A 15482-nucleotide genomic window follows, 5' to 3' on the forward strand; every position below is an offset into this window, starting at 1 on the left:
TTCATCGATTGCGGGACGTGCTCTAGGCCAGCAGGCCCATGAGACCGACACCGGCGTTGTTGACCGACGCGCATCTGATTGAGGAATGCCTGCCTCACAGCAGGCATTCCGGCGGTTTAAATTCCTCTGGTCGCACCACCATCAATATCGAGCGTTGCGCCATGGATGTAGGCTGCCTGGCTCGACGCCAAGAACACGGCCAGGTGAGCAACACCTTCCGGATCTCCAAACCGCTTGATGCCATATCCCTGCAAAAGCTCTTTTTCCGCCAGCTCACGATCAGAGCCTCGCTCTTTCGCCAGCGTATCGAGGCGATGGGTCAGCCTGTCAGTCCGGATATAGCCGGGATTGATGGCATTCACTCTTACACCATCCTCTATGCCGCGGTCAGCGAGCGCCTTGGTGAATGCAAGAAGGGCCGAGTTCACAGAGCTGCCGATCGTGAAATCCGCAGTCGGGGTACGCGAACTTACACCGACGATATTGATGACGCTACCGGCGCGGGCGCAAAGATGTGGCCACGCCGCACGTGCAAGCCGGACCGAACCGTGAAACTTGAGCGCGAAACCGTCCTCCCAGTCATGATTGCTCAGCTCCAGGAAATCGCCACGCTTTGTTGCACCGGCGCAATTGACCAGAATGTCCAGATGCCCGAACTGGCTGATCGCCGCTGCCACACTACTGGCAGCCGCCTCGACATCGGTGAGGTCAGCTTCGAGCTTGGCCACGCGCGCGTTTTCGTCGTGGCGCGCCAGTCGAACCGTCTCGTCGAGCGCATCTGAATCTCTGCCGACAACGAGCACTGCCGCGCCTGCCCGGCTAAGTTCGATCGCGATCGAACGCCCAAGACCGCGGCTGCCGCCAGTTACCAGTGCAACGCGACCATCAAGCTTCATTTTGTCCATGTCATCTCTTTCTCAGGTTGGGACCCAAGAACTCTGTGCAAGTCGCATGCCACATGAGGCCAGTGCGCGCCCCTTTGACTGGACACTGTCACTCAGGCTCGCCCAAAAGCTTGTAAAGGTAGGAGCGTGAAATCCCGAGCTCTTCGGCAACCCGCTTCTTGTTTCCCCCATATCTTTGCATCGCCTCGCGCACGACCTCAATCTCGGTCCGCTCGACAATATCCTTGAGACGACCGCCCTCCAAAGACAGCGGTTTTTTTAGCGCGACGGAAGGCCCAGCGAACCGCAAGTCGCCATGTCGGATGAAGGTTTCGGGAGTGATGATGCCATCGTCGGCAAAAACAAAGGCTCGTTCCACTTCATGACGCAGCTGCCGTACGTTGCCTGGCCAAGGAAGCTCCATCAGATAGGCAAGCGCCCCGGCAGAAATGCGGGGTGTGGGCCTGCCATGCAACTGCGAGACATCGTCCAGGAAATGGCCCACCAGATGTCTGATGTCTTCGATACGGTTGCGCAGCGGCGGCACCTCGATAACGAGAGGTGAGATGCGATAATAGAGATCCAGCCTGAATTTCTCTTCCGAGATAAGAACCTGCAGGTCGCGATTGGTCGCAGTGACCAGCCGAAAGTCCACATGCCGCGGCCTGTCACCCCCGATGCGCTCAACCACGCGATCCTGCAGGACCCGGAGGAGCTTGACCTGGACATCGAGTGGCATATCGCCGATTTCGTCGAGAAAAATCGTCCCGTTTGCAGCCTGTTCAAATCGGCCTTTGCGACCTTTTCGGTCGGCCCCCGTAAACGCCCCGGCCTCGTAGCCGAACAGTTCCGACTCGACCAACGTGGCAGGCAAGGCGGCTGCGTTGACCATGACCATCGCATTGTCGCGCCTTGGACTGAGCAAATGAAGCGCGTGCGCGACAAGCTCCTTGCCTGTGCCGCTTTCGCCGCGAATGAGCACTGGAATTTCGAGGGGAGCGATCTTGACGATCTCGTTTTTCAGCCGCTTCATCGGCTCACTTTCGCCGATCAGATCGTCAAGGCCGTAAGTCCGCCGCCGGAGAGCGGCCACTTCCCTGCGCCGGAACTCAACCTCGCTCTCCAGGGCGGCGATGCGTTTGCTGAGGGCCATGAGTTGCTCCGGCCCCTTAAACATCACCCGGCCAACAGCGCCAAGTATCTTGTCGTCTCGAACAATGGGCACCCGGGAGACGACGCGCTCCACCCCTTTCATCCGCTGTATATGGCCTACTTCGGACCTGCCTGTACTGACGACGGTGTCAAGCCGTGTATTTTCGATGACCTGCCTGACAGGTCGGCCATTGCCTTCGCCATGCTTGAGCCCGAAAAAAGCTTCGTGGACTGGAGAGATGTAGACTAGGCGCGCATTTGCATCGACGACCGTCATGGCGTCGAAAGGGTCCGTCAGCAGTTTCTCGACGATGTCATAGGCGAAATCGACCGAACTGAGGAATTCGAGTACTGGTTCGCGTATGTCTGTAAGGAGCAGAATGTCCCCCTTGGCAAATGGCAGGACCAGCACCGAGTAGCTCTTGTGGTCGAGGGTGAGCGGCTGAAGCCGGCGCGTCCTTGCCTCCTCCATCCACGAGGTATCCGTTGCCAACGCTTGCACTCGGCCATCACTGCCCAAGCCGTCGGCGTGCAGCACCTTCCTGTCATGGCCGACGATAAGGATGCCTTTCAGGCTTGACATTGCCGACACCCCGCTTGCTGCACCTCCAATTGTGTCCACATCAACGACACCCCTCCCCGGGTTTGTAGCAGACGAATACACGGCTGCTTGTCGACAGTCTCTCTATTGCGGTCATACCTCAAGAACCACGTGGGAACGCAATACGAAATTCGCGGCTCAACGACTTTGGCATGGCCCTTGCAGGGCACCGCTCATCACGCAGGAGCATTCAGTGCCATGACGGAAATGAGCAGGCAGCCCATCGCATCGCGGATAGAAGGTCTTCAAGTTGTCGAACCCGCCGGCGGTTTTGACTTTCTTCGGGGCATGAGAGTCGTCGACCTGTCATCGTCCGTGGCGGGCCCTTACGCGTCGATGCTGCTCGCAGACATGGGCGCAGATGTCATCAAGGTCGAACGGCCTGGCGGGGATGATGCGCGTGGTTGGGGCCCCCGTTTCTCGCAGGTGAATCCTTGTGGTTCATCAGCGTCAATCGCAACAAGCGCAGTATAGGTCTCGACTACTCGACACCGACCGGCCTGCAAGCCCTGTATGACTTGGTCCGCAGCAGCGACGCCCTTATTGTCAACACACCTCCCCGCGCGGCGCGCAAGCTTGGCATAGATGCCGACGCAATCCGCCAGCAGAACCCCAAGCTGGTCTATACCTCGATCACTGGCTTCGGCATCGATAGCGATAGGGCGGACTGGCCGTGCTACGATCTCATCGCGGAAGGCTATTCGGGTGTGATGGATCTGACTGGCGATGCATACGGTGAGCCTCAAAAGGTGGGTGCCCCCGCAGCCGACATGTTAGCCGGTCAAGATGCTGCATTTGCAACGGTCGCAGCTCTCTTGCGGCGCCAGACCGGGGGTAGTGGCGCCACGGTCGATGTTTCATTGGTTGACTCGATGGTCCGTTTTCTTGCGTGCAGGATCGTTCCCCATATGGGTTCAGGGGACACACCGCGCAGATCGGGCGGCAAGGACAGCGTGATTGCCATCTACCAGGCTTTCAACACCGCCGACGAACCGATTACTCTCGGATTGGGCAACGACAACATTTGGGGGCGCTTCTGGGACGCTATCGGCCAATCTGTCTGGAAGACGGATCCGCGTTACGCCACCAACGCTCTGCGCAGGCAACGTCGAGAAGAGATTGTCGCAGCCATCCAAGACATTCTGGTCACGGCCCCACGCGCGCACTGGCTGAGCCTATTCAGTGACGCCAGAATACCGGCTGGCCCGATCAACCGGGTTGATGAAGTGGTGCTTGACGCTGAACTTCGCAAGCGTGGCCTATTTTATCAGTTGCAGTCTGGAGAAAAACTCATCCCGCAAGTTGGCACGGCCATCCGCGTGGACGGGCAGACCAATTTTGCGCGATCCGCGCCACCGGAATATGCACAGCATACTCATGAAATCCTGCGCGAGTGCCTGGGATACGATGATGCCCAGTTGATTGCACTTCGTGACAACGGAGCCATTTAAAGGAGCCTCTCTGTGACTTACAGTACGATACTTTTTGAAGAAGACGGCCCCATCGCCAAGGTAACGCTTAATCGGCCTGATGATGGCAACATGTTCAATCTCCAGATGTGTCACGAACTTCGTGACTGCCTCAACGAGATTAGGCGAGAAACGAGAACCAGGGTTGTCATCCTCACCGGTGCCGGAGATCATTTTTTCTGCATCGGCGGCCGCAAGGACGGCATGGAAGATACAATGCTCTATGCGGGCACTCTTCCGACGCTCGAAATGTACGAGGCGATCGACAAGTTGCAGAAGCCGGTCATCGCATCCGTCAACGGATTTGCCGTGGGCGGAGGCAACGTGTTGCAGATGGTCTGCGACTGCACAATCGCCAAGGAGAGCGCGGTATTCCGACAGGTCGGCCCGATGGTGGGTTCCTTCGATGCGGGTTATGGCACCTGGTACCTTGAGGATCTCGTTGGCAAGAAGAAGGCTAAGGAGATCTGGTATCGGAACCCCAAGATTAGCGCCCGAGAAGCACTTGAACTGGGACTGATCAACAAGGTTGTGCCCGACGATGCGCTGGAGGCGGAAACAAAGGCCTTTGCGCTTGAAATCGCAGATCGCGGCGCCTTTGCCCTGGCCTCAGTCAAGGCCGCTTTCAACGCAAGACACGGCGGCGTGTCGGGTCTGTCCCGGATGGCGCACGACCTGCTCTTGCGTTCGTATCTCGAAAGCGACGAGGCGCATGAACTGGCGGACGCCTTCGCTGAGCGACGCAAGCCCGATCCGTCCAAGTTTGGAGCCTGAGATGCGGCCATTCTTGACGCTTCATCAGCCAGCCAGCGCAAAGAGCTTTTATGAGCAAGGACTGTGGCAATCGGATACGTTTTATTCGCTGCTCAGGAAGAACGCTTTGGAGCGTCCGGATGCCGTGGCGCTGCAGGATGGCCGTTCCTCGCTGACATGGGAACAGGTCCTGCAGCGTGTCGACGGTGTCTCTGCCGATCTGAAGATCTACGGGCTCGACCAGGGCGACCGCATTTCGATCTGGATGTCGAACAAGGTGGAAGCCGTCATCATGTTTCTGGCATGCTCACGTGACGGGTACGCCTGCAATCCCTCCCTTCATCGCACATACACCTGCGCCGAAATCGGCACTTTGCTCGAAGGCCTGTCGTCGCGCGTGCTGCTCACGGAAGATGGTTGGGGGGCGGATCGCGCAACTGCACGGTTCGACACAATCCTGGCTGGGGTGCCGTCACTCAAGATAGTCTACACGCCGTCGTCTTTCCCCGCGCCCATTGCCAATCTCAGCGAGCCGAACACCGACCCCGACAAGGTCGTCTATCTGGCCTTCACATCGGGTACGACAGGCGCGCCCAAATGTGTGATGCACTCTGACAACACGCTCTTGGCAAATGCACGTGAGTTGGCTCGTGACTGGCAACACGGACCAAACTCGGTGATTTTGACCCTCGCCCCTCTTTCCCATCACATCGCCTGGGTTGCTCTTGGCCAGTGGCTTGTTGCTGGGTGCAGATATGTCACCGATGACGCGCCTGCGGGCATGGGCAGGCTGGATTGGATCCTTCACACCAAAGCGACATATGTCATGGGCGTGCCTACCCATGCCATGGACATCCTGGCCGAGCAGAAGGCGCGAGGTCAGGAGCGGCTGGGCGAGGTCAAGGTCTTTTACATGGCCGGCTCACCTATTCCCCCTTCTGTTGCCTCGGCATTCGCCTTGCAAGGCATCAAGCCGCAGAATGTCTACGGGATGACTGAAAATTCCTCCCACCAATACACGCATCCAGGCGACGACGACGAGACGATCCTGGCCACATGCGGCCGTGGCGGCAAGGCATACGAAGTCGCCATCTTCGATGCTGTCAATGAGGACGAGTTTGCAAGCCCCGGAGAGGTCGGACAGATCGGCGGCCGGGGTGCAGCACTGATGCTTGGCTATTTCGACAATCAGAGTGCTACCGAGCGCAGCTTCAACAGGCACGGATGGTTCATGTCGGGAGACCTCGGAAAACTCGATGATCGCGGCAATCTGAGCATCGAAGGGCGCATCAAGGATCTTATCATCCGCGGGGGCCACAACATTTATCCTGCACATATCGAGGCCCTTGCGCTCCGGCACAAACGCGTCGAACGGGCGGCTTGCTTTCCCGTTGCCGACCCGCGCCTGGGGGAACGCGTGTGCATTGCCGTCATCGGGTCGGTTGAACCCGAGGCCCTGCTGGAACATCTGGCAGAACAGGGCCTGTCCAAGTTCGACATGCCCGAGTATTTCATCCGCGTTGACGAGTTGCCGCTCACGCCCAGCGGCAAGGTCATCAAGCGCGAGCTCGTGGAAAGTGCCCGCAACGGCATCATTTTGCCGATACCCGTCCGGTACGCCTCCAAAACCGTGGAGGCCACCGCATGAGTATCGATCTTAGCCTGAACGGCGACTTCGCCATCGTCACCCTCAATCGGCCCGAGCGGCTGAACGCCCTGTCATTCGATGGACTAGCCGAGCTGGAAGGTGTCCTTGGCCGTGTCGCCACCATTGGCGCAAGAGCCGTTCTCTTTACCGGTTCCGGCGACAAGGCATTCTGCGCCGGCGCAGACATTGAGGCCCTGCAGGGGCGAAGTCTGGTCGAGCAGAGGCGCGGAGCGGAATTCGGCCAGGCCGTATTTGAGAAGCTATCGGGGCTGCCGCTCGTGTCCATCGCCTGCATCAACGGCTATGCCTTTGGAGGCGGGCTGGAGCTTGCGCTAGCATGCACGTTCCGCGTTGCGGCCCGCAAGTCCAAAATGGGCCTGCCCGAGATCAAGCTCGGCCTCATTCCTGGCTACGGGGGGACGCAGAGACTGCCTCGCCTGATCGGCGAGGCCCGTGCCCTCGACATGATCCTGACGGGCAGAACTGTCGGTGCAGACGAGGCCGAGCGCATGGGCCTCGTCGATCGCTTGGCCGATGGCGACTGCCTGGAGGCAGGCATCGCGTTCGCTCAGGAAGTGGCAGCGCATAGCCTTGTCACCATAGATCTCGCACGGGCCGCGGTCGCGCGGGCCATCGACACCCCTGTCCACGAAGGGCTCAAGATCGAAGCCGATCTGTCGACCCTCGCCTATCAGACACAAGACGCTGTCGAAGGCATGAGCGCCTTCCTGGAAAAGCGGAAGCCGGAGTTCAAGGATGCCTGAAGGTCAAATCATCGTCACGGGCGCCAGCCGGGGAATAGGCGCAGCCATTGCAGTCGACCTGGCAAGGCGTGGGTACGAGGTTGCGTCCCTGTCACGGTCGGGCGATGCCCCCGCAGGATACGGGATCAAATGCGACGTTTCGGATCCCGCATCCATATCAAGTGCCTTCAAGGCGGCTGCAGGGAAAGGTCCGATCATCGGGCTCGTTAATGCCGCTGGGGCCCACACAGAAAAACCGACCGTCGACCTTGCGGTCGAGGAGTTTGAACAGACCATCCGCCTCAATACCACAGGTGTACTGGTTGCCTGCCAGATGGCGCATCCGCACCTTGCGGCCAGCGGCGACGGCCTGATTGTCAACATAGGCTCGTTCGTGGACAAACTCGCCGTCGTCCAAAACGTCGCCTATGCCTCGTCTAAGGCAGCGGTCGGCGCCATCACAAGGTGCCTTGCAGCCGAATGGGCAGATGACGGCATCGCGGTCGTCAACATTGCTCCTGGCTATATCGAAACCGACCTCAATCGCGAATTCCTGGCGAAAGAAAAGATCCAGCAGTGGCTCCGCCGTCGCACACTTGTTGGGCGTCCTGGCAAACCCGACGAGGTCGCCCGGCTGGTGGGCGCTCTATTTGCCGAACGGATCGGGTTCCTCACAGGCGAGACCATCTACATAGACGGCGGACATGGAGTGAACATCCGGTGAAGATCTTCGAGCAGCAAAACCGCCGCCGCCAATGGTCGGACGACGAGCGAATGATCCTTGAACAGGTCACGCGCCTGGCCGAAGACATTATTGCCCCAAAGGCTGAACATATCGACAGGACCGGCGAGTTTCCGCATGACACGCTCAAGGCGCTGAACGATCTTGGACTGAATGGCATCTTTGTCCCCGAAGCCTATGGCGGGACGCCGATGTCTTACAGGCTTTATCTGGAGATCGTGAAAACCATCTCCGAGGCCTGCGCCTCCACGGGCATCATCTACGCCACGAACTACCACGCCATGAAACCGCTGGTGGATTTCGGCAATGAAGAACAAAAGGCCCGCTTGCTTCCGCGCATTGCCGAGGGGGGGCTTGCGGCACTCGCCATCACGGAAGCTTCAGCCGGTTCCGATGCAACGGGCATGAAGACCTCTTTCAAGCCAGATGGCGATGACATTGTCATCAACGGCGGAAAGCTCTTCATCACCAACGGTGATGTGGCGGATCTGGTTCTGCTGTTTGGCAAATGGGCGGGCATCGATGATCCCAGAAAGGCGATCTCGGTGCTCATCCTGGAAAAAGGCACGCCCGGTTTTGAGGTTGTCCGCCTCGAAGACAAAATGGGACATCGGGGGTCTTCGACCGCGGCCATCTCGTTCACGGATTGTCGTGTGCCCCGCCAAAACCTGATCGGCCAGCCTGGCGAGGGTCTTTCCATTCTGCTTGCATCTCTCAACAAGTCGCGCCCAAGCATTGCAGCACATGCGCTTGGCATCGCCCGGGCAGCCTTTGCTGACATGGTCGGGTACGCCAACGAGCGGCGGCAGTCGGGCAAGCGGATCATCGAGTTCCAGTCGAGCCAGTTCACCATTGCCGACCTGGCAACGGACCTCGCCTTCGCGGAACTCTGGCTCGATTACGTCGCAGAACTGGTTGATGGGGCAGTCGCTGATTTCGGCATCGAGGCCTCCATGGCCAAGATGCGGGCATCGGACCTTGCCATGCGCCTGACCACCGAGGCCGTTCAGATGTATGGCGGCTATGGCTACACCAAGGATTACCGCGTCGAACGCCTGATGCGCGACGCCAAGATCACGCAGATCTGGGAAGGGACCAATCAGGTGCACCGCCAGCTGATTGGCAGGAGCTTTGTAACGAAATGATGACCGCTATCAAGACTGTCGCAGTCTGTGGTGCTGGTGGCACCATGGGCGCAGGAATTGCCATCGTCGCGGCTCGCGCGGGCTATCGCACCATTTCATTTGATCGCACGGACGATGCCCTATCAAGGTCGCGCAATCAGACTGAGGGTTTTGTTGCCAAATCGGTCGAACGCGGCAAGATGAGCCCTGAAGCGCGCGATGCGATGCTTGGGCTGATGAGCTCCACGACCGAGATAGGCGAGCTTTCCGAATGTGATCTCGTCATCGAAGCCGTCTTTGAAGACCTTACGGTAAAGCGTCAGCTGATACGGGATCTGGAGGAGGCCTGCAAGGAAGACGCGATCATCGCCTCCAACACCTCTACCTTGTCCATTACCGAGATTGCTTCGGGCAGCAAGCGACCGGAACAGATCGTCGGCATGCACTTTTGCCTGCCAGCACAGCTGATGAAGCTGGTCGAGATGTCACCGGGGCTGCTGACTTCGGACGCGACCCTGAAGAGCGCCTGGGAGTGGGTTGTTGCCAGCGGCCAAACACCAGTCAAGACACAAGACAAGCCCGGCTTCATTCTCAATGCGCTCCTGGTTCCATTCAATAACGACGCAATTCGCGCCGTGGAAGCAGGTGTTGCAGAAGTAGTCGACATTGACCGTGCGATCAAGGCGGGCCTTGGATACAAGATGGGACCGCTCGAACTCATTGACCTGATCGGCCTCGATACTCAGGTCCGGCTTTGCGAGGCGTTTTATCCAGTCACCCTTGATGCCCGCGCATCGGCTCCCCCGCTCCTGCGCCGCATGGTGGCGGCCGGCCTTCTCGGGCGCAAATCCGGACGTGGCTTCTACAGCTATGACGGCAACGCGATGTTTGGAGCTTAGAAATGGCCTACATGGTGATCAAAAAGAGCGAAAGCCGTTCCTTCCCAGCCGGCGATCCTTTCCTTGCGGCGATTTCGCAACCCTCCGAGGCGACGGCGGTTGTTTATCTCACAGGCACAAGGCTTGAACCTCATCCTGACAAGGAGGTCGTCCTTGTCGAACTGGGCCACGAATGCCTTGGACAGCACACGGGTGAGGATCTCGGCGAAGAAGGTTCGAATGTTGTCGGCTTCGCACGTTACCGCAATGGTTCCGATGCCCCGACCCGGCTGGTCGAACTCGTCGTGCAGAAGAACACGCACGCCGCCGCGATCGATGCTGCCAGGACGCTGATGCAGGCCGCAGGTTTCACTGTGGCTGTGTGCGGCGACCAGTCAGGCCGGATCATAGACCGCCTCGTCCGCCCGAAATACAACGCAGCCCTGCGGCTGCTCGACGAGAGCCTGGCTTCACAAAAGGACATCGATCTGACCTGCCGGCTTGGCCTTGGCTACCAGGACGGACCGATCGAACGTGTCGTCCGTGGCGGGCTCGAGCATCACTATGCGGTCTGCAAAGAGCTCTTTGAAACCTATGGCACCTCGGGTTTTGCGCCTGCACGGCGCGCCGTTGTGGCAGCGCGGCGGCAGGAGATGAAGTCTTGAGGCCGCTTGAGGGAATTACCGTACTCGATTTCTCGACGCTTCTCCCAGGGCCGCTCGCCTCGCTCATACTGTCGGAAGCGGGCGCGAACGTCATCAAGATCGAGCGGCCGGGTTCCGGGGAGGAGATGCGTGGTTACGAACCCCGATGGGGCGACGAGAGCGTCAACTTCGCCTTGCTCAACCGGGGCAAGAAGAGCCTCGCCCTCGATCTCAAGAAGGAAGACGACCGGCGTCTCCTGGAGCCGCTGCTGAGCAAGGCCGACATCCTCATAGAGCAGTTTCGCCCCGGCGTAATGAAACGGCTGGGCCTCGACTATGACACGGTCAGCGCGATCAACCCGGGCATCATCTACTGTTCGATTACGGGTTATGGCAATTCCGGCCCGAAACGGGATGCTGCCGGACACGACCTCAACTATGTTGGCGATACAGGCCTGCTCAATCTGTCGATGGGATCGGCGCAAGGCCTTGTGCTTCCTCCCGCCCTGATCGCAGACATTGCCGGCGGCACTTATCCCGCCGTCATGAACATCATGTTTGCGCTGTTTGCACGACAGCGCAGCGGCCAGGGCCGATGGCTCGACATCGCCATGACCGACAATCTCTTCACCTTCATGTATTGGGCAATCGGCAACGGCCTGGCTGCAGGTCAATGGCCGGGCAACGGGACGGATCTGGTGACGGGAGGAACACCCCGCTATCGCCTCTGGGCGACAAAAGACAGCCGCGTGGTCGCCGCCGCACCGATTGAGCAGAAGTTCTGGGATGTCTTCTGCGACCTGATCGACCTTCCTTCCGAGCTTCGCGACGACACTCGCGATCCCGCTGCAACGGCGGCACGCATCGGCCAGATCATCGCATCTCAGCCGGCGGCCCATTGGCGGGACCTGTTTGCTGGGAAAGACTGCTGCTGCACTGTCGTGGCCGATCTCAAAGAGGCCCTCAACGATCCGCATTTTGCCGAACGCGGTCTATTCACACGCACCGTCGTCAACGAAAGCGGCGACAAATTGCCCGCATTGCCAGTGCCTGTGGACAATGCGTTCCGCGGGCAACCGGAAGAGCTGGTTGCGGCTCCCGGCCTCGGTGCACACAATAAGGAGCTACTCGGTGCAAGCAGCCCTGTTGCATGAATTTGGTCAGCTTGACACGCTCTCTTGGGAGCAGAGCAAAGACCCTGTCGCTAGGCGCGATGAAATCGTCGTCGAAGTGATCACCGCGGAGGTCAACTTTCCCGACCTGCTTGTGATCGAAGGCAAATATCAGTTCAAACCCCCGCTGCCCTTTTCTCCGGGGAAGGGAGCCGTCGGCAGGGTCTGCGGCATCGGCTCCGACGTCGTGGAATTTGCCATGGGCGACATCGTCATTGCCAATGTTGAATATGGGGCGTTCGCAGAAAAGCTGGCGGCACCTGCGGCCCATTGTGTCAAGGTTCCAGACGGCATCCCCTTCGATAAAGCTGTGGCGATGGGACTTGTCTATCATACGGCCTGGCTTGCCCTGAAGGAACGGGCGCAGCTTGCTAGAGATGAGTCCGTTCTTGTGCTTGGAGCAAGCGGCGGTGTCGGCCTGGCAACCATCGAGCTGGCAAAGGCACTGGGTGCGGGAAAGGTCATCGCGGCCATCCGCGGCGACAGGGGTGCCGATATCGTCAAGGCCGCAGGCGCTGACGAAATTGTCGATCTCGCAGCTGCCAATCTGAAGGATCACCTGCGCGAACAGATAGCCGGCCTTACCGAGGGAAAGGGTGTCGACATTGTCGTCGACCCCTTGGGCGGCGATGCGACGGCGGCAGCATTGAGGGCGCTTGCCTGGTGTGGCCGCCTCATCGTCGTCGGCTTCGCCAGCGGTGATCTGCCCAGCTTCCATGGCGGCTATCTTCTGGTGAAGAACATTTCGGTATTGGGGCTTCAATCGTCGGACTATCGCAACCGTCGCCCTGAAATGGCCCGTGCGGCCCAATGCGCGATCTTCGATTTCTACCAGCAAGGCATCATCGACCCGCCTATCGGGGCAACGCTACCGCTCGCGAATTTCGCCCATGCGCTGTCCATGGTCGCCAATGGCGAAATCCGCGGCCGGATCATACTCGAGGCATCAAAAAATGACCGTTCTTAATACAGAGGCAACCGTCGGTGTGGTCGGCGCCGGGGCCATGGGCGCCGGCATTGCACAGGTCGCAGCCTTGGCCGGACACAGGGTCAAGATCCACGACACTTTCGCCGGCGCCGGAGAAAAGGCCCTGGCCAGGATTGCCGGCAATCTTGACAAGGAGTTCGCAAAGGGACGGCTGGAAAAGCAAAAGCGAGATGCAACGGGCGCACGGATCGAAGCTGTGTCGTCCCTGTCCGCTCTGGCGGATTGCGCGATCGTCATTGAGGCGATCGTGGAAGACCTGCATGTAAAGCAGCGACTGTTTGCCGAACTCGAGGCAATCGTTCCCGACACAACTATCCTGGCAACCAACACCTCGTCAATCTCGATCTCGGCGATTGCATCTGTCCTGAAACGCCCGGACCGGGCGGTGGGCATGCATTTTTTCAACCCTGCGCCGGTGATGAAGCTGGTGGAGGTTGTCTCGGGGGCCGCGACGTCGGCCAGGTATGCAGCGACAGTTTTCGACACCGCCACTGCCTGGGGCAAGACGGCAGTTCATTGCCGCTCCACGCCAGGCTTCATCGTCAACCGCATCGCGCGCCCCTACTACGCTGAAGCGTTACGCCTGCTCGAGGAGGGTTGTGCCGACATCGCTACGATCGATGCACTGATGACTGACGGCGGGGGGTTCAGAATGGGGCCGTTCCGCCTGATGGATCTGATCGGGCATGACGTCAACTATGCCGTTACCCGGTCCATTTTCGAGGCCTATTATTTCGACCCCCGATACCGGCCGTCAAACGTCCAGAAGGAGCTGGTTGACGCGGGCTGGCTGGGCGTTAAGGCGGGAAGAGGTTTCTACGACCACGTCGACGGAAGTACCCAACCTCCCGTTTCCGAAGAACCGGTACCCACCAGCACCAGTGCGCTCGATCAGTTGAAACCCGGCGCCGAAGTCTGGACCGACAAATTTGTTGTCCGGCAGACCGATGGACGCACTGCAGCCGATCATGCTCTTGAGGTCGGCCACCCGGTAGCGCTGTATGACCTGTGCATGAACTGGCGCGAGGGTTCGCGCATCGCGCTCGCCATCTCGCCCAACGTATCAGCCCCTGCCCTATCTCACCTGGTCGCCGCCTTCTCCGCAAGAGGTCTGAGGGTGTCGCTTGTGGGGGACAGGCCGGGACTGGTCGTGCAACGCACGGCCGCCATGATCGTCAATGAAGGTTATGAGGCCTGGTTCCACCAGATTGCCTCTCCGGAGGCTATCGACGTCGCCATGAAAAATGGCGTCAACTATCCAGCCGGCCCATTTGAACTGGGACGTCGAGTTGGGCTGAGTACCGTCCTGGGCACACTGGACAACCTTCTGAAGGCAACGGGCGACAGCCGATATCGGGCATCGGAGAAGCTGCGCGAGGCCGAACGGGCCCAACAGCTGCAAAACGCCACAGCAACACCACCACGTAGTGAGGAAATCATGCGAGAGGCCAGTCAAGCATGACGCGAGCTGCTATCGTAAGTCCTGTGCGAACAGGGATCGGCACCTTCGGTGGGAGCTTGAAGGATGTTTCCGTCGAGGATCTCGGCACCGCCGTCGTCCAGGCGGTACTCGAGCGCACCGGGATTGCTCCTCACGCGATCGATGATGTCTTGTTTGCACAATCTTATGCCAACAGTGAGACGCCATGTATTGGCCGATGGCTCGCGCTCAACGCCGGACTGCCGATCGATATCCCGGGGCTTCAGATTGATCGGCGCTGCGGCGGTGGCCTGCAGGCAATCGTAACGGCAGCGATGATGGTTGAGACCGGCGCTGCGGACGTTGTGCTTGCCGGCGGCGTCGAAAGCATGAGCCGCATCGAATACTACTCGACCGACATGCGGTGGGGTGCTCGTGCTGGAACAGTTAAGCTTCACGATCGCCTTGATCGTGGCCGCGAACGCGCTCAGCCCGAGGCCCGTTTCGGACGCATCTCGGGTTTGATCGAAACAGCCGAGAATCTCGCCCGGGATTTTGCGATTTCGCGCGAGGAGGCGGACGAATTTGCCGTCAACAGCCACAAGAAGGCAGCTGCAGCCTGGGCTCAAGGCAAATTCGAAGATGAAACAATTGCGTTGAGCGTACCACAGCGCAGGGCCGACCCAGTCTCCTTTCGTTGCGATGAGGGGATCAGGGCCGATACGTCGGTCGCAGCTCTTGGCAGGCTGAACCCAATCATCCATGGCGGCACTGTCACGGCTGCAAACTCAAGCCAGCAGAACGATGCCGCTGCAGCATGCCTGGTTGTTGCGGAGGACAAGCTCGACCAACTTTGTCTTGAGCCAATGGCCTACTTGCGTGGGTGGACAGCTGTCGGCTGTGACCCGTCTCGAATGGGCATTGGGCCAGTCAGGGCGGTGGAGAAGCTGTTCGAAAAGACAAAGCTCGGTTTCGACGACATGGATCTGGTCGAACTGAACGAGGCTTTTGCCGCCCAGGCTCTAGCTTGCTTGAAAAGCTGGGCCTGGAATGATCCGGCGCGTCTCAACGTCAACGGATCAGGGATTTCGCTTGGCCACCCGATAGGGGCCACGGGAGCCCGCATCATGACCACGCTGTTGCACGAGCTGAAGCGGCGAGAGGGGCGATACGGGCTGGAAACAATGTGTGTCGCAGGCGGCCAAGGCATGGCCGCGATCTTCGAGCGCGCCATCTGAAAACGACATGCAGGAAGGAAAATTAC

At 59.4% G+C, this 15482-nt stretch carries 13 protein-coding genes and 1 pseudogene; 12 read left to right on the forward strand and 2 right to left on the reverse strand.

Going from position 1 to position 15482, the window contains the following annotated elements; genetic code table 11:
• Window positions 1-116: 116 nt before the first annotated feature.
• The gene (locus Amn_RS31165) at window positions 117-905 is read right to left on the reverse strand and encodes an SDR family oxidoreductase (RefSeq protein ID WP_286299294.1); all 789 of its coding nucleotides are present in this window, start codon (window positions 903-905) and stop codon (window positions 117-119) included.
• Window positions 906-993: 88 nt separating this feature from the next.
• On the reverse strand, window positions 994-2619 hold the full coding sequence (locus tag Amn_RS31170) for a sigma-54 interaction domain-containing protein (protein WP_286299296.1): 1626 nt from the start codon (window positions 2617-2619) through the stop codon (window positions 994-996).
• A gap of 354 nt (window positions 2620-2973) precedes the next feature.
• Between Amn_RS31170 and Amn_RS31175 the strand changes: the two are divergent.
• The 12 genes and pseudogenes from Amn_RS31175 (at window position 2974) to Amn_RS31230 (ending at window position 15456) form a co-directional block, all read left to right on the forward strand.
• Window positions 2974-4088, forward strand: a pseudogene (locus Amn_RS31175) (CaiB/BaiF CoA transferase family protein).
• 12 nt (window positions 4089-4100) lie between these two features.
• Window positions 4101-4880 carry an enoyl-CoA hydratase-related protein gene (locus Amn_RS31180; protein ID WP_067969514.1) on the forward strand — a complete coding sequence of 260 codons (780 nt, stop codon included), beginning with the start codon at window positions 4101-4103 and terminating at the stop codon, window positions 4878-4880.
• Window position 4881: 1 nt separating this feature from the next.
• On the forward strand, window positions 4882-6507 hold the full coding sequence (locus tag Amn_RS31185) for a class I adenylate-forming enzyme family protein (RefSeq protein ID WP_286299301.1): 1626 nt from the start codon (window positions 4882-4884) through the stop codon (window positions 6505-6507).
• Complete coding sequence (locus Amn_RS31190) at window positions 6504-7271, forward strand: enoyl-CoA hydratase/isomerase family protein (RefSeq protein ID WP_286299303.1); 768 nt, start codon at window positions 6504-6506, stop codon at window positions 7269-7271. The genes Amn_RS31185 and Amn_RS31190 overlap by 4 nt, the downstream gene beginning before the upstream one ends.
• Window positions 7264-7974 (forward strand): SDR family NAD(P)-dependent oxidoreductase, encoded by a 711-nt coding sequence (locus Amn_RS31195; RefSeq protein WP_286299308.1) that lies wholly within the window; start codon window positions 7264-7266, stop codon window positions 7972-7974. Before Amn_RS31190 ends, Amn_RS31195 begins: the two co-directional genes overlap by 8 nt.
• On the forward strand, window positions 7971-9137 hold the full coding sequence (locus tag Amn_RS31200) for an acyl-CoA dehydrogenase family protein (RefSeq protein WP_067969525.1): 1167 nt from the start codon (window positions 7971-7973) through the stop codon (window positions 9135-9137). Before Amn_RS31195 ends, Amn_RS31200 begins: the two co-directional genes overlap by 4 nt.
• The gene (locus tag Amn_RS31205; protein ID WP_286299312.1) at window positions 9134-10015 is read left to right on the forward strand and encodes a 3-hydroxyacyl-CoA dehydrogenase family protein; all 882 of its coding nucleotides are present in this window, start codon (window positions 9134-9136) and stop codon (window positions 10013-10015) included. Before Amn_RS31200 ends, Amn_RS31205 begins: the two co-directional genes overlap by 4 nt.
• A gap of 2 nt (window positions 10016-10017) precedes the next feature.
• Entirely contained in the window at window positions 10018-10659 is a 642-nt protein-coding gene (locus Amn_RS31210) for a 3-hydroxyacyl-CoA dehydrogenase family protein (RefSeq protein ID WP_067969529.1), read from the forward strand.
• A complete protein-coding gene (locus Amn_RS31215) occupies window positions 10656-11792 on the forward strand; it encodes a CaiB/BaiF CoA transferase family protein (RefSeq protein ID WP_286299317.1) in 1137 nt (378 codons plus the stop codon). Before Amn_RS31210 ends, Amn_RS31215 begins: the two co-directional genes overlap by 4 nt.
• Window positions 11770-12777, forward strand: a complete 1008-nt coding sequence (locus tag Amn_RS31220) for an NADPH:quinone oxidoreductase family protein (RefSeq protein ID WP_286299320.1) — start codon at window positions 11770-11772, stop codon at window positions 12775-12777. The genes Amn_RS31215 and Amn_RS31220 overlap by 23 nt, the downstream gene beginning before the upstream one ends.
• Complete coding sequence (locus Amn_RS31225; RefSeq protein WP_286299322.1) at window positions 12764-14260, forward strand: 3-hydroxyacyl-CoA dehydrogenase NAD-binding domain-containing protein; 1497 nt, start codon at window positions 12764-12766, stop codon at window positions 14258-14260. Before Amn_RS31220 ends, Amn_RS31225 begins: the two co-directional genes overlap by 14 nt.
• The gene (locus Amn_RS31230; protein WP_286299325.1) at window positions 14257-15456 is read left to right on the forward strand and encodes an acetyl-CoA C-acetyltransferase; all 1200 of its coding nucleotides are present in this window, start codon (window positions 14257-14259) and stop codon (window positions 15454-15456) included. Before Amn_RS31225 ends, Amn_RS31230 begins: the two co-directional genes overlap by 4 nt.
• Window positions 15457-15482: the final 26 nt, after the last annotated feature.

It is taken from the genome of Aminobacter sp. Y103A (genome assembly GCF_030294925.1).
In the GTDB taxonomy this organism is placed as follows: domain Bacteria; phylum Pseudomonadota; class Alphaproteobacteria; order Rhizobiales; family Rhizobiaceae; genus Aminobacter; species Aminobacter ciceronei.